At 32.6% G+C, this 19138-nt stretch carries 17 protein-coding genes; 9 read left to right on the top strand and 8 right to left on the bottom strand.

Annotation, left to right across the window (positions count from 1 at the left end):
- The first annotated feature begins 216 nt into the window (after positions 1–216).
- The 5 genes from NQQ59_RS01955 to NQQ59_RS01975 all read left to right on the top strand — a co-directional run bounded on the left by NQQ59_RS01955 (position 217) and on the right by NQQ59_RS01975 (position 6591).
- The gene (locus tag NQQ59_RS01955; RefSeq protein ID WP_257698145.1) at positions 217–747 is read left to right on the top strand and encodes a sigma-70 family RNA polymerase sigma factor; all 531 of its coding nucleotides are present in this window, start codon (positions 217–219) and stop codon (positions 745–747) included.
- Positions 748–817: 70 nt separating this feature from the next.
- On the top strand, positions 818–1744 hold the full coding sequence (locus NQQ59_RS01960; protein WP_144221466.1) for a FecR family protein: 927 nt from the start codon (positions 818–820) through the stop codon (positions 1742–1744).
- A 130-nt stretch (positions 1745–1874) separates the two neighbouring features.
- Positions 1875–4457 (top strand): TonB-dependent receptor, encoded by a 2583-nt coding sequence (locus NQQ59_RS01965; RefSeq protein ID WP_144213107.1) that lies wholly within the window; start codon positions 1875–1877, stop codon positions 4455–4457.
- Positions 4458–4462: 5 nt separating this feature from the next.
- Positions 4463–5608 carry a PepSY-associated TM helix domain-containing protein gene (locus tag NQQ59_RS01970; RefSeq protein ID WP_144213109.1) on the top strand — a complete coding sequence of 382 codons (1146 nt, stop codon included), beginning with the start codon at positions 4463–4465 and terminating at the stop codon, positions 5606–5608.
- A 278-nt stretch (positions 5609–5886) separates the two neighbouring features.
- Entirely contained in the window at positions 5887–6591 is a 705-nt protein-coding gene (locus NQQ59_RS01975; protein ID WP_144213111.1) for an SDR family oxidoreductase, read from the top strand.
- Positions 6592–6747: 156 nt separating this feature from the next.
- Here NQQ59_RS01975 and NQQ59_RS01980 read toward each other — a convergent pair whose 3' ends face one another.
- Positions 6748–7725, bottom strand: a complete 978-nt coding sequence (locus NQQ59_RS01980) for a helix-turn-helix transcriptional regulator (protein ID WP_144213113.1) — start codon at positions 7723–7725, stop codon at positions 6748–6750.
- A 124-nt stretch (positions 7726–7849) separates the two neighbouring features.
- Here NQQ59_RS01980 and NQQ59_RS01985 point away from each other — a divergent pair, with 124 nt between their 5' ends.
- Both NQQ59_RS01985 and NQQ59_RS01990 read left to right on the top strand, forming a co-directional pair.
- The gene (locus tag NQQ59_RS01985) at positions 7850–10057 is read left to right on the top strand and encodes a TonB-dependent receptor domain-containing protein (protein WP_186296545.1); all 2208 of its coding nucleotides are present in this window, start codon (positions 7850–7852) and stop codon (positions 10055–10057) included.
- Between the two features lie 24 nt (positions 10058–10081).
- The gene (locus NQQ59_RS01990; protein ID WP_144213117.1) at positions 10082–11347 is read left to right on the top strand and encodes a DUF4374 domain-containing protein; all 1266 of its coding nucleotides are present in this window, start codon (positions 10082–10084) and stop codon (positions 11345–11347) included.
- A 160-nt stretch (positions 11348–11507) separates the two neighbouring features.
- Here the strand turns inward: NQQ59_RS01990 and NQQ59_RS01995 are convergent, their stop codons facing one another.
- The 4 genes from NQQ59_RS01995 to NQQ59_RS02010 all read right to left on the bottom strand — a co-directional run bounded on the left by NQQ59_RS01995 (position 11508) and on the right by NQQ59_RS02010 (position 15524).
- Positions 11508–12320, bottom strand: a complete 813-nt coding sequence (locus NQQ59_RS01995; protein WP_222104871.1) for a formate/nitrite transporter family protein — start codon at positions 12318–12320, stop codon at positions 11508–11510.
- A gap of 261 nt (positions 12321–12581) precedes the next feature.
- Positions 12582–14102: a carbohydrate-binding domain-containing protein gene (locus tag NQQ59_RS02000; RefSeq protein ID WP_144213119.1), complete on the bottom strand. Its 1521-nt coding sequence runs from the start codon at positions 14100–14102 to the stop codon at positions 12582–12584.
- Between the two features lie 345 nt (positions 14103–14447).
- On the bottom strand, positions 14448–14828 hold the full coding sequence (locus tag NQQ59_RS02005) for a putative quinol monooxygenase (protein ID WP_144213121.1): 381 nt from the start codon (positions 14826–14828) through the stop codon (positions 14448–14450).
- A 135-nt stretch (positions 14829–14963) separates the two neighbouring features.
- Complete coding sequence (locus NQQ59_RS02010; protein WP_144213123.1) at positions 14964–15524, bottom strand: hypothetical protein; 561 nt, start codon at positions 15522–15524, stop codon at positions 14964–14966.
- A 184-nt stretch (positions 15525–15708) separates the two neighbouring features.
- Here NQQ59_RS02010 and NQQ59_RS02015 point away from each other — a divergent pair, with 184 nt between their 5' ends.
- Both NQQ59_RS02015 and NQQ59_RS02020 read left to right on the top strand, forming a co-directional pair.
- The gene (locus NQQ59_RS02015; RefSeq protein ID WP_144213125.1) at positions 15709–16122 is read left to right on the top strand and encodes a helix-turn-helix domain-containing protein; all 414 of its coding nucleotides are present in this window, start codon (positions 15709–15711) and stop codon (positions 16120–16122) included.
- 179 nt (positions 16123–16301) lie between these two features.
- Positions 16302–17471, top strand: coding sequence for a hypothetical protein (locus NQQ59_RS02020; protein WP_144213127.1), 1170 nt, complete (start codon positions 16302–16304; stop codon positions 17469–17471).
- Between the two features lie 108 nt (positions 17472–17579).
- On the opposite strand, the gene NQQ59_RS02025 is transcribed toward NQQ59_RS02020, so the two are convergent.
- The 3 genes from NQQ59_RS02025 to NQQ59_RS02035 all read right to left on the bottom strand — a co-directional run bounded on the left by NQQ59_RS02025 (position 17580) and on the right by NQQ59_RS02035 (position 19125).
- The gene (locus tag NQQ59_RS02025; protein ID WP_144213129.1) at positions 17580–17921 is read right to left on the bottom strand and encodes a hypothetical protein; all 342 of its coding nucleotides are present in this window, start codon (positions 17919–17921) and stop codon (positions 17580–17582) included.
- Between the two features lie 100 nt (positions 17922–18021).
- Positions 18022–18492 carry a hypothetical protein gene (locus NQQ59_RS02030; RefSeq protein WP_144213131.1) on the bottom strand — a complete coding sequence of 157 codons (471 nt, stop codon included), beginning with the start codon at positions 18490–18492 and terminating at the stop codon, positions 18022–18024.
- A gap of 108 nt (positions 18493–18600) precedes the next feature.
- Positions 18601–19125, bottom strand: a complete 525-nt coding sequence (locus NQQ59_RS02035) for a hypothetical protein (protein ID WP_144213133.1) — start codon at positions 19123–19125, stop codon at positions 18601–18603.
- Between the last annotated feature and the right edge of the window lie 13 nt (positions 19126–19138).

The raw sequence follows: 19138 nt of genomic DNA on the forward strand, positions 1-19138 counted from the left end.
TCGAAAAATCACGCTAAAAAGTTTTTAGTATTAATACCGAATAAATAATTTTTAATCAATCTAAATAATATTTTATTAATTACATTTGCAGCAAATAATACCAGATTAATTTTCAATATATAGATTTACTAAAAGTATATTGAATACCTAACTAGTCATTCTATCAAAGAGATTACCAGAACATATAATTTAAATGACCCAGCTGATTTCAAAAATCTGTTTAAAGATTATTGGAAAAGATTGTATGCTATTTGTTATGCTAAAACTTCTAACAAAGAAGCGTCTGAAGAAATGGTTCAGGATATCTTTATCTCTTTGTGGAATCGAAAAGACGAGTTAACTATTACATTGTCTATTGAGCACTATTTAATAAAAGCAGCAAAATTAAAAGTCATAGACTATTACAGAATGCTGGCTACAGCAAAGCATCAAACTTTAATAGATTGCGAATTGTGTAATCTTTTGGAATGTGATCAAAATTTTCTTCAACACAATGACGCTATACATAAATTCTTAGAAAAAGATTTAGAAATTACGGTTCAAAATTTACCTCTACAGTGCCAAAAGGTATATCGTCTAAGCCGAGAAGAACAAATGAGTATTTCTGAAATTGCCGAGAATCTAAATATTTCGCCGAAAACAGTTAAAAATCATCTTACAAAGGCACTAAATTTTATCCGTGAAAAAATCCCTGCTGATTTTAGTGCAACAGTTATCATTTTATACTTCACCAAAATATTTTTATAATTTTTTTTATTTGAACTAGGACTCCCCTGCTCTTTTCTCGACTATACTAGTAACAAGCTATAAAGTCAAGATGAAGATAAGCCCCGAATTATTAAAAAAATATGCTAGCAATCAATGTTCTGAAGAGGAGAAAAACCTTGTTGAGCAATGGCTTCATGCAAAAAACCTACAAGAGGATGAACAAGAAATTTCTAACTCTGCTTTTTTAGAAGAAAAAATATGGGGTAATATTCAAAAAGAAATTACACTTGAACCTCAAAAAAAGAAAAATATCTTTCTAAAAACAGCAACATGGACCATTGCTGCAAGTATTACACTTTTAATTGGTCTAACGCTATTTAAACAATTTTCTTCAACTCCCGAAAAAATTATGGTCTGTCAGACATTAGCTGGAGAAATGAAAGACATTACCTTAAGTGATGGTACAATTGTTCATTTGAATGCTAATTCTACTTTAAAATTTCCTGAAAAATTTGAAGCTGAAAACCGCAGTGTATCTTTTTCTGGAGAAGCGTACTTTGAAGTTGCCAAAGACAGTTTGCATCCTTTTTTAATCCAAACTGAAAAATCTGAAACTAAGGTTTTGGGAACAAAATTTAATTTATCTGCTTATGCCGATGAAGACCATACATTAACTCTTGACGAAGGAAAGGTTTCTTTTAGAGATAAAAAAGGTTTATTAGAACCTATTATCATATTACCAAATGAACAAGTCGTTCTGAGTAATGATGGGCTTAAAAAAACTTCTGTAAATACAAAATATTATAAAGGATGGCTCACTAGCGATCTCTATTTCAATAATGAATCTTTCCTAAACATTTCTCATAAAATAGAACGTAGATATGGTGTAACCATTCAGATAAACAAAGCCTCATTAAAAGATCAAATTTATAAAGGAGCTTTTAAGGATCCAACTCTTAACAACCTTATCGATGATTTAAGCTTTGTTTTAAAGTTTAAATATGAAATCAAAGGAAATCAAATTACTATTTACTAATCCTAAAAAATCAATAATGAAATACATCTAGAACTTCCATAAAAATAAAAAAACCAGTATGCTGCGTCCAAACTACATACTGGCAGAATGCCATTCAACAAGAAATTAAATAAACATTTTCTACAAAAATATGAAATCTAACCCAATAAATACATGTTATACACGTGTATTAAAGATCACCTTATTGCTTATATTATGCTTAAATTCTAAGCAACTAACGGCACAAAATGCAATTTTAGAAAAAGAAGTTACCTTAAGTTTTAAAAATGAAACTATTGCCAATGCTCTTACAAAAATAGAAGAACAAACAGGATGCACATTTTCTTATGCTCCAAACGTTTTTAAATCAGATAGAATCATCAATAAAAGTTTTAATAAAACACCTTTAAGCCAAGTTATTAACGAAATTTTCAGCGAGAATAAAGTATATTATCGTGTTCGTGGCAATACCATCAATCTACAAAGTCACGCCGAAAAAGGCAAAGTTTCTGGTAAACTGACTACAATTGATGGTAATCCTGCTCCTTTTGTTTCGGTTATACTTCAAGGAACAAATTTCGGAGCCATGTCTGACGAAAATGGCTTATTTACGTTTTCGGCTCCAGAAGGAGATTATGTCATTTTAACCAATTCAATCGGTTTAGAAAAACAAAGGAAAAACATTACTATTACAGCAGATTCTACTACTAAAGTCAATTTTACTTTAAGTGAAACCAGCGAATCTTTAAAAGAAGTAATTGTAAATGGAAATAAAATAAACAAGTTCTCGGTAACGAAAAGTGATTATGTTTCTAAAATGCCTTTGAAAAACTTAGAAAACCCTCAGGTTTACAATGTCGTTAATAGTTCACTAATGAAAGAACAATTAAACGTTGATATAACCCGAGCACTTGTCAATATTCCAGGTGTTGTAAGCAGTATTTCGCCTGCCGGAGGAACATTAGTAACATTAAGAGGATTTTCTGCAGATGTGGGAGCTAGAAACGGTCTGCAATATGTTGCCGGAGCCAGATCATCTATTGATCCTGTAAACATAGAACGTATTGAGGTATTAAAAGGGCCTTCTGCAACTTTATTCGGGAATACTGTTTCTTCTTACGGAGGAGCTGTAAATTTGGTGACTAAAAAACCTTTTGAAACTGCCAGTAGCGAAATCTCTTATTCTGTTGGGTCTTATTCTTTGAATCGTATTACTGCGGATATCAACAGTCCTTTAAATGCTGATAAAACGGTATTATTTAGAATAAACGCTGCATTCAATAAAGAAGGAAGTTTTTTAAACACAGGTCATAGAAATACTTTTGCAATAGCACCAAGCATTACGTATCAGGCAACTGACAAATTGTTAATCTCATTAGATATTGAAGCAAACCGTGAAGATTTAATACGATCAACTTCTCTAGATTTTGATATCTTAAATCTGAACAATGTGAATCAGATTCCATTAGATTACAAACAGACTTTGTTTGCAGATGATTTTAATGCGGTGACTAATACTTTCCGTACTTACTTTGAAGCAAAATACGAAATTTCTAAAGAATGGACTTCATACACCAATCTATCGGTGAATAATGAGAATGTAGAGAAAAGTTATCAGGCAGAAAGTGTCTTTATCAGCGCTGACAGCATCAAAAGAGCAATGCGCGTTTTTGGACCTTTTAGATCTATAAACACTAATATTCAGCATAATTTAAAAGGAGATTTTAAAATTGGAAACGTCAGAAACCGTTTTATCTGGGGTCTGGATTATATGGAAGAATATCAGGACAGGTATACAGCAAGAGGAACTGGAGATACTATTTCTATAAAAGAACAAATACTTCTTTTTACAAGACCGCAAGCAGATAAAGTAATCGGCGCAGCATATCCATATAATTATAAAATTAACCGTTATGCAACTTATGTTTCTGATCTTGTAAATGTAACCGACAGATTAATGGTGTTACTGAGTATGAGATTAGACCGATACGTTAGAAAAACCAGCGAAGGCGGAGATGACAGCTACAAACAAACGGCTGTTACTCCAAAATTAGGATTGATTTATCAGCCGATAAAAGACCAGATGTCTTTATTTGCCAATTATATGAGCGGTTTTACAAACAAGGCTCCTGTAACACAGCCAGACGGCACTCCTTTTGTTTTAAAACCAGAGTATGGTACGCAATGGGAAACTGGAGTAAAAATTAATACTTTGGATAATAAATACTCAGCTACTGTAAGCTATTACAATATTGATGTGAGAGATGCTGTTCGAATGGATGCCAATCAATATACTTACCAGGATGGAAAACAAAAAAGTAAAGGTTTTGATGTTAGTTTAATTGCAAATCCTTTTACAGGTTTTAATGTTACAGCAGGTTATGCTTTCAATCAAAACAAATACAAACAAACCGAATCAGGAATTGAAACCGAAGTTGTAGGTAATCCGCAGAATGTTGCCAATTTATGGTTAAGCTACAAATTTCAGCAAGGCAAAGTTTTAGAACACTTTGGTTTTGGTTTTGGAGGGAATTATGTAGACAAATCTTATTTCAATCAGGAAAACACAGTTATTGTTCCTTCTTATACTTTGTTGAATGGAACCGTTTTCTTTGACCAGAACAAATGGCGTTTTGGTTTAGCCTGCAATAATATGACGAATCAAAAGTATTGGTCGGGTTCTAATCCGCAGATGTTGAGACAATTTATTTTAACCAGCTCATTTAGATTCTAATTGTAATGACTTTTAAAAAGATAATTTTAAAAATACATCTGTGGCTAGGATTAGCTTCTGGAATCATTGTCGTTATACTTGGACTTACAGGCTGTATTTATGCTTTTGAAGAAGAATTGCGTCAGGCAGTGCATGATTATTACTATGTTGATACTGTAAAAAATCAAAAACTGCCTGTAAGCAGATTAATAGAAATTGCAAAAGAAGCTAATAAAGATAATCCGAAACAATTACTTTCTGGGTGTGAAATATTAACTGATCCAAAACGCACCGCCGCGATTTCTTTTTCAGAAGAACTAGATCCTGATTCCATTTGGTATTGGAATCGTTATCAGAGTGTTTCAGTATATATAGATCCATACACAGGAAGCGTCAAAGAAATTGAGAAATACAATTCGGAGTTCTTTGTTTTTATAAGAATGTTGCATCAAACCCTTTGTCTGCGAAGCGATATCGGCGATCCAATTGTAGGTACAGCAACGATTATTTTTATTATTTCTTTAATAAGCGGTTTGATTCTCTGGTGGCCTAAAAATAAAAGTGCTGCCAAACAGCGCGTTTGGTTTCGTTGGAAAGATACCACGAAATGGAAACGTAAAAATTACGATCTGCATAATATCCTCGGATTTTATTCCATTCTATTTGGACTTATCTTTGCGTTGACTGGATTAGTCTGGGCATTTCAATCCTATGATAACGCAATACAATGGGCATTAAATGGAGGAAAAACATATGAAGATGAAATTGTAAAATCGGATACGACTCATTATGTTTCGGTTAAACCGCTGGATAAAGTATATCAAACCCTTAAGCAATTGCATCCTAATGCACGGTTTTATTACATCTCTATTCCTGGCGAAACCAATTCATCAGCAGTTATATACACTTTTGTAGCATTTAAAAGTCGAATTGATGATGTTTCCATTCAGTTTGATCAATACAGCGCTAAAATTCTTAAAACGACAACCTATAAAGATAAAAATACAGGAGAAAAATTTAGAGGTCTAAATTACGATATACACGTTGGCAGTATACTTGGTCTACCTGGAAAAATCTTAGCATTTTTTGCTAGTTTGATCTGTACCAGTTTACCTATAACAGGATTTTTAATCTGGTGGGGACGGAAAAATAAAAAAAGTGTAAAGAAGTAAATTTAAAATCCTTATTCAAATTTGAATAAGGATTTTTTATAATTGGTACATTAGAATTCTCAAAAAATTGATATTCAGAATTGTGTTTATAAAAATTTTAATTTAAAAATCAATCTCTTCTCCTCCTAGCTTTTTGTATTAGTTACACACAAAGCCTAAGCCTGTTTTACTGTCCTACTACCAAAAATTTATTGTATTTTTATAAACCTTATTTTTAAAAGTGTAGACAAACCATAAAATTTTAACGGAGACATAAAAAAACTTAAATAATCTTATAAATGCAGAACATAGAAAACAAAGTAGCTTATGTAACTGGTGCGACGAAAGGTATCGGTTTCGGTATTGCAGAAGCTTTAGTACAAAATGGAGTAAAAGTAGCGATTTCAGGAAGGGATACTCAGGCACTTGAAAAGGCACAGCAGGTATTAGGAAACCAAAATGTGCTTGCCTTACAGTCTGATGTTAGAAATTTCGATGACGAACTCAAAGTAGTTGAACAGATTGTATCCAAATTCGGAAAACTGGATATTGTCATTGCCAATGCTGGTGTGGGGAAATTTGCTCCCATAGACGAAATGTCTCTCGAGGACTGGAATACGATGATTGATACTAATCTTACGGGCGCTTTCCATACTCTTAAAGCGACTTGCCCACAACTCAAAGCCAACAAAGGCTATTACATTTCAATCGCATCGTTGGCTGGAACCAATTTCTTTGCTAAAGGCTCTGCTTATAATGCATCAAAATTCGGCCTTGTAGGTTTTACTCAGGCTGCCATGTTGGATCTCCGCGATTATGATGTAAAATGCACCACTATTATGCCTGGTTCGGTTACCTCAAATTTTAATGGCCATACTCCAATTGAAGAGGATCAATGGAAAATCCAACCCTCAGATATCGGCCAGATGGTAGTGGATCTTTTAAAAATGAATCCTAATGTGCTTCCAAGCAAAATAGAAGTCCGTCCGACTAAAACTAAATAAATAAAACTTTCTTACGGTAAACATCATAAAATGAAAAAACAGTCTTTAGGGCTGTTTTTTTATACAATCTATAATATATATGAAAGCGAAGTTAAAATTTATAGTATATCTAAACTCAAAATGATTTAATTTTTATTTTCAACAATCAAATAATTATTACTTTTCTCTTAATTTGCTAGGTGTATAACCATGTGTATTTTTAAAAGCAGTACTGAAGTTTGACGTATTTTGATAACCAACCCGAACACCTATCTCATGAACAGACAACTGTGTATCTAATAAATATCTTTTTGCCTGATCCATTCTAATATCCTGAAGATATCCAAAAACGGTGTTGCCAAATAATGATTTAAAACCTGTTTTTAATTTCGTCTGATTAATACCGACCTTATGTGCAAGTTCAATAATACTGTAAGGTGTTTCTATGTTGTCACGAATAATTGAAGCCGCTTCATGTAACCTTTCCTTGTCTTTATGGGACAATTCGAATCCTTGTCTCTTTTCTGTACCTTCATACAGCAGTGCTATCAACTCAAAGGTTTTTGATTGTAAATATATCTTTCGGGAAAGGCCTTCAAATACACAACATTTTATTTCCTGAATTACACTGTAAATACGAGAATTAATAATGTTTGTGTTTTGGAAAAGAGGACCACTAATATTTTCATTAATCTGTTTGATGAAACTGTCCATCAATTTTGATTCTCCCCAAAAATGATTCAATGCCGTTAAGGGAAGATGAATATCAAAAGTACCGTACCTCACATTTTTTTGAAACAAAATATCAGCCTCATTATCTTCTTCTGAAAGAAACATAATATTCCCGGATCTTGCAGGGGCCAAGTGATCGTTATCAAACTTGTCTTTGTAAAAAATATCTTTTTCAGACAAATTAAACTGTATCTCCAGAAGAGCAGATTCTCCTTTGCCATTTATACTTACATCATCCTGCATCTGATAAAGGCTTTCTACAATAAACAAATCTTCTTGTATATCCTCTGTTTTATAATATATATTGCATTTGGGCGTAGACATTTTAATCTGACTCACCTCCTGTCCAACGAAAGAAATCCCTATTTCGTCGCTGGTAGTAATAAAATCGCTGAAATCAGCACCTAGAAATCTATACGCCATAATAATTCCACATTCATAATAAATACTTCCTCAGCCATAACTGCTTTAGTTATTCCGAATGTAATTTTGCATCTGTAAATATAATTTATATTTAGTTTAAATAAAAATAGTAATAGCATTTATTTTGAAACCGATTCTTTTCAGACAATTTATAAGACACTCTACTCTTCTACTTTGTTGCATTAATTTTCTCTCTGTTTGTGGACAATCAGATAAAACAAAACCAACCAACAACTCTACTTCTACTGCAGATACTTTAAAACTTAAGACTGCCACAATTATCAGCAAATCTGTTACTCAGAAAGTAAACCAACAAGCTTTTAATGTTGTAGCCGTTGATGCCAAAAAACTTCACAATTCTTCTCTGGATATTTCCAGTGTTTTAGACCGAGTATCAGGCTCGCGTCTTCGTCAAACAGGCGGTGTAGGTTCTGCATTTGACTTTTCTATCAATGGTTTTTCAGGAAAAAGAATCCGATTTTTTCTGGATGGTGTACCTATGGACAACTTTGGTTCCTCATTTCAAATCAACAATATTCCTGTAAATTTTGCTGAGCGAATTGAAATCTATAAAGGCGTAGTACCTGTATGGCTGGGAAGTGACGCATTGGGAGGTGCCGTTAATATTGTTACAGGCAGCAGATTGAAAAATTATCTTGATGTCTCCTACTCTTTTGGCTCTTTTAATACCCATCGTACCAATATAAATACCGCCTTTACCTCTAAGAAAGGATTTACGGTTCAGCTGAATGCTTTTCAAAACTACTCAGACAACGATTATAAAGTAACTGTTGATGCTGCGGATGTTCATACAGGAAAATATTATCCTAATACTGTAGTTAAACGTTTTCATGATCAATATCACAATGAAACTGCTATACTGAAATTAGGAGTAGTAGACAAAAAATGGGCCGATCAGTTTTTGTTAGGCATTACTTTAGGAAAATACTATCAGGAGATTCAGACTGGTGCGCAATTACGTACCGTTTTTGGTGCTTGGCATACTAAAGGAGACATTATAATGCCTTCATTAAAATACTTAAAGAAAGACTTTCTTACCAAAGATCTGGATGTAATTATAAATGCCAGCTATAATCTAGGCAAAGAACAAAGTATTGATACGGTACATGCTCGTTATGGATGGCTGGGAGATTCTATTCAATATAAAGGCAAAGGCGGTGAATTGTGGTATGCCCATAATATCTATAAGAATAATGCAGCAAATGGATCAGTAACTGCATCTTATAAAATTAGTGACAAACATCATCTGGCTTTTAATACCGTTTACAGTCATTTTAATCGTAAAACAGAAAACTTGGTTGCCTTAGATCAAAGACCTTACAATATTCCTCAAAAAACAAATAAGAATATTTCTGGTTTAAGTTACCAATACAATATTTCGGAAAAATGGAATGCTACCTTATTTGCTAAACATCTCCATCAAAATGCCAATACGACACTGATTGAAACAACGATCCTAAATCCGCTGGATACCGTTTACAGAAATGTCAATTCCAACATAGACAAACTCGGGTATGGTTTAGCAGCTTCCTACCAGATAAAACCTACCCTTCAATTAAAGTTTTCTTACGAAAAAACAAACAGGCTTCCAGAAAGCGAAGATCTTTTTGGGGACTTTGTAAACAAAGAAGGAAACTGGAATATTAAACCCGAAACAAGTGATAACCTCAACATTGGATTTAATTATACCATTCCAATGGAAAATCATCAGCTTTATTTGAATGCAGCAGCGACCTATTACTATGCAAAAGATTTTATCTATTACATGTTTAATAATGTAGAAAATAAAACAGTGGCGAGTAATCTTATGGATGTTTCAAATACAGGATTAGAAGCAGAAGCCAGATATTCTTACGGACAGCTTTTCACTTTTGGTGTCAATGCAAGTTATCAGGATATTCGCGACAAACAGCGCTACAGAGCCGATCTTCCTGCTTCCTTTCGTATTAAAAGTGAAACTTATGGCGAAAGAATTCCAAACATTCCTTATCTGTTTGGTAATGCAGATGCTTCTGTGTTTTTTAAAAATGTCTTTAAATCGGCAGATAAATTTACTGTTGGTTACAACATGCTTTATGTACATGAATTTTATCTCTACTGGGCAAGTCAAGGAGCGGCTAAAACCAAATATACCGTTCCTGAGCAGATTTCACATGATCTGAATTTGTTGTACACAGTGAAAAACGGCAAATTCAATATTGGTTTAGAATGCAGAAATTTCACCAACAATAAACTCTATGACAATTTCAGCCTACAGAAACCAGGCAGGGCATTTTATCTTAAACTCAGATATTTCATCAATAAATACTAATAATCAATTTCAAATTTTATAAATATGAAGACAAATAGACTTTTAATTTTAATATGCGCTGCTCTGTTTTTTGGAGCATGTGACAAAAATGACAATCCTTCTGAACCTGAAGTAACTGAACCAGTTGAAGGAATGTTTGTTTTAACTGCAAAAAAAGGACTTGCTGGAGCAGATTTAATGTACACCAATTCTTCTTTAGACGGTGTTCTTACCACAACAGGAAGAGGAATAGAACAAAATGGTGCTTCGCGTACTTACTTAACACACAACGGTCTTATTTACAGTTTTATGTTTGGAGGATCTGCTCCAGGTGCTGTTACAGCTTATAAAATCAATGCTTCAAAAGAACTAGAGAAAGTAACTGATTTCCAAACTGAAACGATGCATGCTTTCGGAACTATGGGAGACGATATTTTAATGATGAAAAACGCATGGCAGCCCGAAGAAGAATTTAACAGCTGGTACCGCCTAGATACTAAAACTCTTCAGATTGTAGCCAGAGGTGAAATCAATTCTAATAAATTGGCCGGAAACGGTGGAAAGGCATTTTTTACTGATTTAAAAAAGGTTGGAAACAAACTATTTGCCTCTTACTGGAATATTGAAAGTGCCAGAACATTTAGAAGCGCTTCTCCTGACAGCACAATGATCGCAGTATACAGTTATCCTGAAATGAAATTTGAAAAAGTAATCAGAGATGCCCGTACAGGATCTATTGGAGCTTATTTCAGAAGCGGTATGGAAGTAGATGAACTTGGAGATTTATACGTTTTAGGAACAAAACTAGGACCAGATAAAACTGGAGCTTACAGCAAAAAAACTCCAGCGGCTTTTATGAAAATCAAAAAAGGAACTACAGAATATGATAAATCTTACTTTTTCGATATCACTGCAGCTTCGGGAGGTAAATATGTATTTCAAAAACTGTATCTTGGAAAAGGTAATTTCTTGCTAACAATGGGTAATAATCCAGATTCATACGGTACCACCATGGGACTTACCAATCCTATTAGTTTTGCGATTGTGAATGTTTATAATTCTACTTATAAAGCGGTAACAGGCGCACCAGATCCTTCTTCTATTTACCGTACTACCGAATACAGTAATAATTATTCTCCTTTGGACGGAAAAACTGGATATTTAGGAATAAACATTATCGATATGACTACATTTTCTATAAGCGGAATTGTATACAAATTCGATGCAGAAACTGCTACAATGACTCCATCCTTAACTCTTGACAGTCCAGGAGGATTTACAAGTCTAGACTGGCTTCCAGTTAGCAAATAATTAGTATTCTTTTTTTAATAATTCTATTTATAACAAAAGCCGTTTCAAAATTACTTTTGAAACGGCTTTTCATTTTTTTTAAATGACGTATTCAACCGAAAATTTTAAATGATATTATTCTCTAAATCAACTTTAAATTATATCCAATATCAGATTATAATTATTCATTAATCACCGACTTAGTTTTATTTGTATGCGTATAATAAATCGCCATTCCTGTAAAAAGTAATCCTCCGACTATATTACCCGCTGTTACGATTAATTGATTGTACAACCACCAATCGCCTATGCTTACTTTAGCACCGAACATCATACCTGCTGGAATCACAAACATATTAACGACAGCATGCTCATATCCTAATGCAAAAAAGATAAAAATGGGAATACCTGCTGCCAATATTTTCCCTAAAGTTGACTTTGAAGTCATAGACATAATTACTCCCATACACACCATCCAATTACAAAGAATAGCTTTTACAAAAGCAGAAAAGAGTCCCAACATTCCATGACCAGCGTAACCAATAGTTTTCTTCTCGCTAATTTTTATTATCGCCTGCTCAATTAAGCCTAGTTCTTTTATTTGTCCAGTTTCTGTACTAGCCGCCCAAAATAAAACCGCAAACAATAAGCTTCCAAGTAAATTACCAATAAATACCCAACTTAGATTTTTAAGCATTTTTGCCCCTGATATTTTTCCTTCAAGCCAAGCTAATGGTACTAATGAAAAACTTCCTGTTACTAATTCCAGACCAAGAATAACGATAATTACAAATCCGACAGGAAATACAAATGCTCCAATAAGACTTAATGAAGTTTGTGTAGTTGCCATTAAGGCAAGAGCTACGGAAATTGCCAACAAAGCTCCAGATAAAGCTCCTCTAATTAATAAATCCTTAATGCTCAATTTTGATTTGTTGATTGCAGTTGTCATCATATTTTCTGCAACTTCCTTCGGTGTGATATAGTCCATCATACTTTGTAAATTTAGATTATTAGTTAATTCTTGAACTAAAAATAGATACTTATACTTACAAACATAAGTATTAATACTTAATTAAACAAATACGTATTTAAAAATATTTATTTAAAACCTGTAACTTGGCTCAATCCAGTTACTGATGAAGAGTATGAAGCTGCAAACAAAAACTAATTTATAAAACTTAAAAAAGCCAGAAATATTCTGGCTTTTTTTACTTTAGTCAAATTAACTATTTTTAGAAATCAGACATTTTATTTATCTCCCAGGCCCCGTACTCCCTCCTATTTTAGTCACCATAGAAGTCAACGTAAAACTCGAAGATAATGTCGGATTACTAAAAGTTCCTCCTAAGTACAATCCGTTAAATTCAGATGCGTTACTAACACTAGAAACCGTAACCAATCTGTAGGTTTTACCCAAACTGAATTTACTACCAGACAATAATAATGTCGTAAAACTCACAGGTGATTTAAAAGTCATGACCTCTGCATTATCACTATCTAATACACTATATATAGTCCCAGAATTTCCACTTCCCAGAATAGCAGAAGCTTGTGTAGATACACTTGCAGTTGGCGAACTTGTTGCTCCTCCTGCTCCAATCAACAAACCTCCTGTAATCTTAAATGTATTATTATCGCAATCAAAACCTTCTTCTGGACTTTTGGCGCCTATGGCAAAGATTTTTCCGCCCGTTACGGTAAGCGTCCCATTAGAATCAATACCATCATTTGTTGTACTGTAGGACACAATTGTTCCTCCATTGATGTAAATAGCATCACCTGCATTTATTCCATCATCTACAGCTTTGATATAGATTTCTCCGTCATTGATTGTCAAGACACTTTTACTTTCTATTCCTTCGCCTCCCGTACCTGTTGTAGTGATATTAATAGTTCCGCCATTGATTACAACATAAGGATCAATCGTGTTATCAGTATCATACGAAGCCACTATTCCATCATCGGCAACATTGATCGTTATGTTTCCGCCATTGATGATAATATGTCCTTCTTCAGCTTCTATTCCGTCACTAGAGGCTTTAATATTTAAAGTACCTCCGTCAATATAAACCGCATCATTTGTATGAATACCATCTGAAGAAGCTTTCGTTATATTAATCGTTCCGCTTTGTACACGCACATAATCATCGGATACAATACCATGTTTGTTATTTCCTGCAACATTAAGAATTCCGCTGCCTGAAAAAATAAGCTGACCCTCACTAAAAAAAGTTCCTTTTTGATCTTCGGTTGAGGTAGCATAAGTCGTTCCATCTTCCAAAGTATTGGTTCCGCTTAAGACAATAAAAGCGCGTTTACCAGACTGAATATTGATTGCTGGTCCATCATTATTTTTGATAGAAACACCATTTAAGGTCAGTTTATATTTTTTATCGCTATAAATTTTCAGCATTCCATCAGTCGTAGTTCCGGTTACTTCATAAGCAACTTCGGCTACAGTAGAAGTAATTGTAACATCTGCGCCAGAAGTGGCAACTGTTACTCCTGTTACTGCATTTTCTACAGTGGCAGTTGTACCATTGTACGTAATTTTAACTGTAGCACTAAAGGTTGAATTAGCCAACAGATCATCGGCGTTTGCGCCAGTTTCAGACGAACCTTCTGATGTTCCTTTTGCAGCAGTCGCACTAATTGTTACAGGATTATCTGTTGTAACAGTAGTATCATCGTCATCAGTATCGTTATCTTTTGAACAGGATATTGTAAAAACGCCTAAAAATAGACAACAATAGAAATAGGTTTTAGCTTTCATGTTATTGGGTATTTTAAATTAATAATGGTGAAATGAAATTCTAGACGAGAATTATCGCCACTACTTTCATGTATTTTAGAAACTGAAGCAATAATAAAGTCTAATCTGCTTTCTTAGTGATCAGCAGCAAAAATCTAAATTAGATCAAATTACAAGCAGGAAGAAATAAAATATATCGATGGTCTTATTTCCTAGACGGATTTTAGATTTGTGTCGACTTTAAATCAATTTAAAGTTCTGAAACTGTTACTTTTTATCCCCAATAACTTCAAAAGTTACAATCACGCTATCTTTTATTATACAAAAAGCCCATTCAAATGAATGGGCTTTTATCGGTGACTTTAATTATGAAACTTTCTCTCTCGGATCGTCAATATGCATTTTTGAAACATCGTAACGCACTCCTTCTCTATCCACTATTCTAACATTTTTTACCATGGTACTTAGAGCTGTCAAAAATGTTTCTGAATTTTCGTGGCGTTCATAAGCTTCCTGATCTCTCCAACCTTCCAAAAGATGGAAAGTGTTTTCATCTGTCAAATCTTGCGAAAAAGCGTAGTAAATACAACCTTCCAATTTATTAGCTGCAATCATTTCTGGAATAACTGCGTCTATAAAAATATGTCTGTCTTCTGGATGAACTTTATAATAAGCGCTTACTGTAATTTCTGTTTTTTCGGTTTTGTCATGGCTATTCGAAGTGCCTTTTTTTATACTATTTTCCATTTTGTTATTTTTAAAGATTAAATTATTTTACAAATTTCCGCTTAATGCCTAAACTGTAAATTGATTCGAGATAAGTAAAAACTTGATATAGATCAAGAGTTTGAAAAAAGCATAATCGTTTGGCTAAAGGATATTTTATTCCGTTACAGCATCAACAGGAATCGTTTTCTTGATTTTCTCAACGCCTCGTTCTCTTATGAGTTCTACCGCGTCGAGCATTCTGATTAAATGAACATAAGGTGTCGTTAAGTCTGGATCGGGATCTGCGGCATGTGGAGACAAGGAAAACTCAACGATTTGATAGAGAAATAACTCAAATTCTTCTAGCGTTTTTTCGTCGAAAGCTTTTTGAAATACCATAAAAGGATTCTCGTATTCTTCTTTTGTTAAGGAAGAAAGAAGAAAAACCGTTTCAGACCTCAAAGAGGCAGCCACTTTACATTTTTTGCTTTTCTTTTTCAGGCAATAACACACTTTGAGAAAAGAACTCAAAATAGTATATAAAACAAAAACATCTGAAGGATTGTCTTGTTTGTAGACTTTTGTTTTATAACAGTGAATTACTACTTCGCCTAAATGCTGTTTATAATAATCAAGATTTGCAAAAGCAAAAAAGGCATGAATGGCTTTAAACGGATTTCCTGCCTTATATCCTGCCCAAAAACTCATTTCGAAAGATATTTTATTCTTTTTCATACTACATGGATTTAAAATATTCAAGCGAAATTGCATGCTTTCTAAAAGATAAACTATTCGATAAAACAGATATATTATCTTACAAAAACCAATACGTTTTTATAGTATATTTTTCTATCTTTGAAACTCAGGATTTTTAACTACACGGCTTTATCTTTGAGCTTTTAGAAAATTGATATTCATTATGGAACAGAAAATACATCAGGGAAGAAACGTAAAACGTTTTAGAGAAATGCTTAACATAAAACAGGAAGCATTGGCTTATGACCTGGGCGAAGACTGGAACCAAAAGAAAATTTCGATGCTGGAGCAGAAAGACGTGATTGAAGAAAATCTACTGAAACAAATCTCAGCTGTATTGAAAATTCCTGTAGAAGCTTTTCAGAATTTTGATGAAGAACAAGCCATAAATATTATTTCTAATACTTTTCATGAAGGAGCAATAGCAGTTGGTAACAATTCTGGACATGTGAGTTCTGTTGTTAATCCAATTGATCAATTCATTAAACTTCATGAAGAAAAGATTGCTTTGTATGAAAGGATGTTGAAGGAGAAGGATGAAATGATGGTTAGGTTGGAGAAGTTGATTGGGAAATGATTTATCTTTAAACAGAACCCATTTGGTGGACTAGAATAAAAATCTCATTTGATCTTCTAAAATCTGTTAATCGCTATTGGGAGCTAAAATACTTTTCACATCAATTTTTTAACTGACTTATTAAAAAACAACTTTTATTAGAACTTTTTCATGATTAAGGTTCTGAAATTTTGATTCAAATGATAATATTTTTTCTTCTAATTATTTTTTTCGGTATCACGTCAATTGTATTATATGTAGCAAAAAACAATAAAAATCCAAACGAAAACAACATCATTTTAAGTTCATATGATTTTTCCAAAGATAAAAATGAAATAAGCACTGTAAATAATTATGAAAATAAAGAGTATTTCATTCTAGATTATCAATATAATTATGAAGTAATAGCAATTCATTTTGATGCACATAATAAGAAAACATATCAATTGACATCAAGAGATTACTCTTTATATTTAAAAATATACGACCATGAACTTAATTTTTTAAATGAAATTGATTTAAAACTTTATCATTCACCTGAGTTTAACAAAAATGTTACAATCGAAACATTTAGAGAAGATGATAAAGATTACACGATAATAGTTCTTATCAATGCTGACATTATCAATTATTACCATTTTGATACTGATGGAATTAAAGTTTATAACAAAAAATTTTCTACAACTAATAATGAAACATACGTAATTTATCATAAAGAAAATGAGTTTATTTCGGTTATGGACGAAGATTTTAATTACAAACCCATAAAAATATTTTGGAAGAAAGATGAAGTTTCTTTTGATGTTTTATTGAGTGATGATCTCATTTATCCAGAAAAAGAATGGTGTGGTTACGAGTATATTGAATCAGTTACAAATACGAACGTAAAAAACCAATTTGCTTTTATAACGCATGATGTAACTTATGGTGTTCAAGGTGTAAAAATATTTAAAATCAATCATTCAAAAACTATTGATTTGATTTATGATATGGATGACCTTGACTTTAATGGAGCATTTCATCATTTAAGTTTTAATTCAAAAGGAGATCGTTTTGTAGTATTACTATATACGAACGATAAACTTTACACCGATAGTTTTTCTATTTTGGAATATTCTGTCCTAGATAATAAAAAACCAATGCGAATAATTAAAACTAAATATGCTTATTTGGCGTTTGGCACATTACACACTGGTTATCTTACAGATAGATTAGTTTGTGTGATAAGAAATTCTGATATAATCATCTACGATTTAGAATTCGAAAAATTAAAACAAAGACTCAAAAGAGATATTAATTCTGCATTTTATGTAGGAAACAGTATTTTAATGTATCAAGATGATAATGAAGTTATAGTCTTATCTTTTTAAGAATTATAGGTTTTATTTTAGCCCGCTGCTAGCGCGAGCGTGGGGATATATCTTCGTGATTGGGGTTGCTTGATCCAATATAAATATTTTTAAGTTTTCCGGACTATTCTAAGATACTCTAAATTCTAGCCATTCCATTAGCAATAATTTCAAGTTGTTCATGTGAATTGTTTCATGGCCATCAATCCAGAAGTAAGGAAATACAAATTTCACATCAAATACTGAAAATTCTTCTGCACTATTTAAAAAATATGGGTCATAAGGTTGATTATTTTGTATTTGATTTATTGTCTCTATTAAATAAACAATAACTTCTTTAGCTAAAAACTGAAGAATATTCAATCTTTTATAATTACCAATTGCATTACTCGAGTCTAAAATATATCCTAATTCATTGAAAGATCCCATTTTCATATAAAATTTTAAGTTTAGCTCTTCTTGCTTTTTCATATTGTCTATATTTTTACGGATTATATTGTTTTACAATGTCATCAAAGATAAATGATTTGTTTGGAGTGTTCCTGTTAACCCGTTGGCGTGAGCGTGGGGGCTAAAATTCACTTTTTAATTGAGCAATATATTGACTTTCTGTAAAATTGAAATCATTAGGTTCCAATACCAAAGTAAATGTTATATTATTCAAGGTAATTAAATAGTATATATCTGATGTTGGCCATCTTTTATATTGTAGTGGATTGGTTTTTATTGCGGTAAATGCCTGACCAATTAAGGTTTTATAATAATCTCCTGCATGACATTGTTCTTTAAAATTCTTTAACTCTATTAAAAAATCTCTCAAACCTAAGGTAGGCACTTCGTGTCTTTCTACTTTATCAAAGTCTCCATACCGAGATATTGTACTCTTGGAAAATACATAAAATAAATCTGTACCCCAATTCAAATAATCTAACTGTCCTGCAATAACCGCATTTAATTCACCTAAAGTTTCTGTTATATGGCTTAAATTCATATCTGATAAAGCTGATGCCTGATCTAAATCTGAAGTACTTACTCCAATCATTACTGCTCTATTTATTGAATATTTTGTTACGAGTATCTGATATTCATATATCATAATATATTGTTTATACTTTTCGTTCGCGATCGGACGCTTGCGTCAACGTGGAGATTAAAATTCTCTTTCTAATTGAGCAACGTATTGACTTTGTGTTAAATTGAAATCATTAGATTGTAATATTAAACTAAAAATTATATTGTTCAAAGTAATTAAAAAATCAGTATCTGATGTTGACCATCTTTTGTATTTTGATGGATTAGCTTTTATTGCAGCAAAAGCTTCACCAACTATGGCTTTATAGTAATCGTCTGCAAGACATTGTTCTTTAAATCTTTTTAATTCTATTAAAAAATCTCTCAAGCCTATCGTAGATACTTCATATCTTTCTACTTTGTCAAAATCTCCATATCGAGATATTGCTGCTTCAGAAAATACATAGAATAAATCTGTACCCCAATCTAAATACTCTAGACTACCAGAAATAACTTCATTTAATTCAGTTAGTGTCTTTGTAATCTCGTTTATTGACATTTCAGATAAAGATGATGCTTGATCTAAATCTGAAGTACCAACTCCAATCATTACATATCTTTCCGTGTAGTATCTTGTTACTGTTAACTGATATTCATATGACATACTAGATCTTTTT

Origin of the sequence: Flavobacterium panacis (genome assembly GCF_024649945.1) — a bacterium.
In the GTDB taxonomy this organism is placed as follows: Bacteria; Bacteroidota; Bacteroidia; order Flavobacteriales; family Flavobacteriaceae; genus Flavobacterium; species Flavobacterium panacis.

Excerpts from the sequence above, each read along its gene's own strand:
- NQQ59_RS02005 (WP_144213121.1), bottom strand. The coding sequence starts at position 14,828 with ATGGAAAATAGTATAAAAAAAGGCACTTCGAATAGCCATGACAAAACC.
- NQQ59_RS02015 (WP_144213125.1), top strand. The coding sequence starts at position 15,709 with ATGGAACAGAAAATACATCAGGGAAGAAACGTAAAACGTTTTAGAGAA.
- NQQ59_RS02010 (WP_144213123.1), bottom strand. The coding sequence starts at position 15,524 with ATGAAAAAGAATAAAATATCTTTCGAAATGAGTTTTTGGGCAGGATAT.
- NQQ59_RS01960 (WP_144221466.1), top strand. The coding sequence starts at position 818 with ATGAAGATAAGCCCCGAATTATTAAAAAAATATGCTAGCAATCAATGT.
- NQQ59_RS01965 (WP_144213107.1), top strand. The coding sequence starts at position 1,875 with ATGAAATCTAACCCAATAAATACATGTTATACACGTGTATTAAAGATC.
- NQQ59_RS02030 (WP_144213131.1), bottom strand. The coding sequence starts at position 18,492 with ATGATTGGAGTAAGTACTTCAGATTTAGATCAGGCATCAGCTTTATCA.
- NQQ59_RS01980 (WP_144213113.1), bottom strand. The coding sequence starts at position 7,725 with ATGGCGTATAGATTTCTAGGTGCTGATTTCAGCGATTTTATTACTACC.
- NQQ59_RS02020 (WP_144213127.1), top strand. The coding sequence starts at position 16,302 with ATGATAATATTTTTTCTTCTAATTATTTTTTTCGGTATCACGTCAATT.
- NQQ59_RS02000 (WP_144213119.1), bottom strand. The coding sequence starts at position 14,102 with ATGAAAGCTAAAACCTATTTCTATTGTTGTCTATTTTTAGGCGTTTTT.
- NQQ59_RS02035 (WP_144213133.1), bottom strand. The coding sequence starts at position 19,125 with ATGTCATATGAATATCAGTTAACAGTAACAAGATACTACACGGAAAGA.
- NQQ59_RS01970 (WP_144213109.1), top strand. The coding sequence starts at position 4,463 with ATGACTTTTAAAAAGATAATTTTAAAAATACATCTGTGGCTAGGATTA.
- NQQ59_RS01975 (WP_144213111.1), top strand. The coding sequence starts at position 5,887 with ATGCAGAACATAGAAAACAAAGTAGCTTATGTAACTGGTGCGACGAAA.
- NQQ59_RS01995 (WP_222104871.1), bottom strand. The coding sequence starts at position 12,320 with ATGATGGACTATATCACACCGAAGGAAGTTGCAGAAAATATGATGACA.
- NQQ59_RS02025 (WP_144213129.1), bottom strand. The coding sequence starts at position 17,921 with ATGAAAAAGCAAGAAGAGCTAAACTTAAAATTTTATATGAAAATGGGA.
- NQQ59_RS01990 (WP_144213117.1), top strand. The coding sequence starts at position 10,082 with ATGAAGACAAATAGACTTTTAATTTTAATATGCGCTGCTCTGTTTTTT.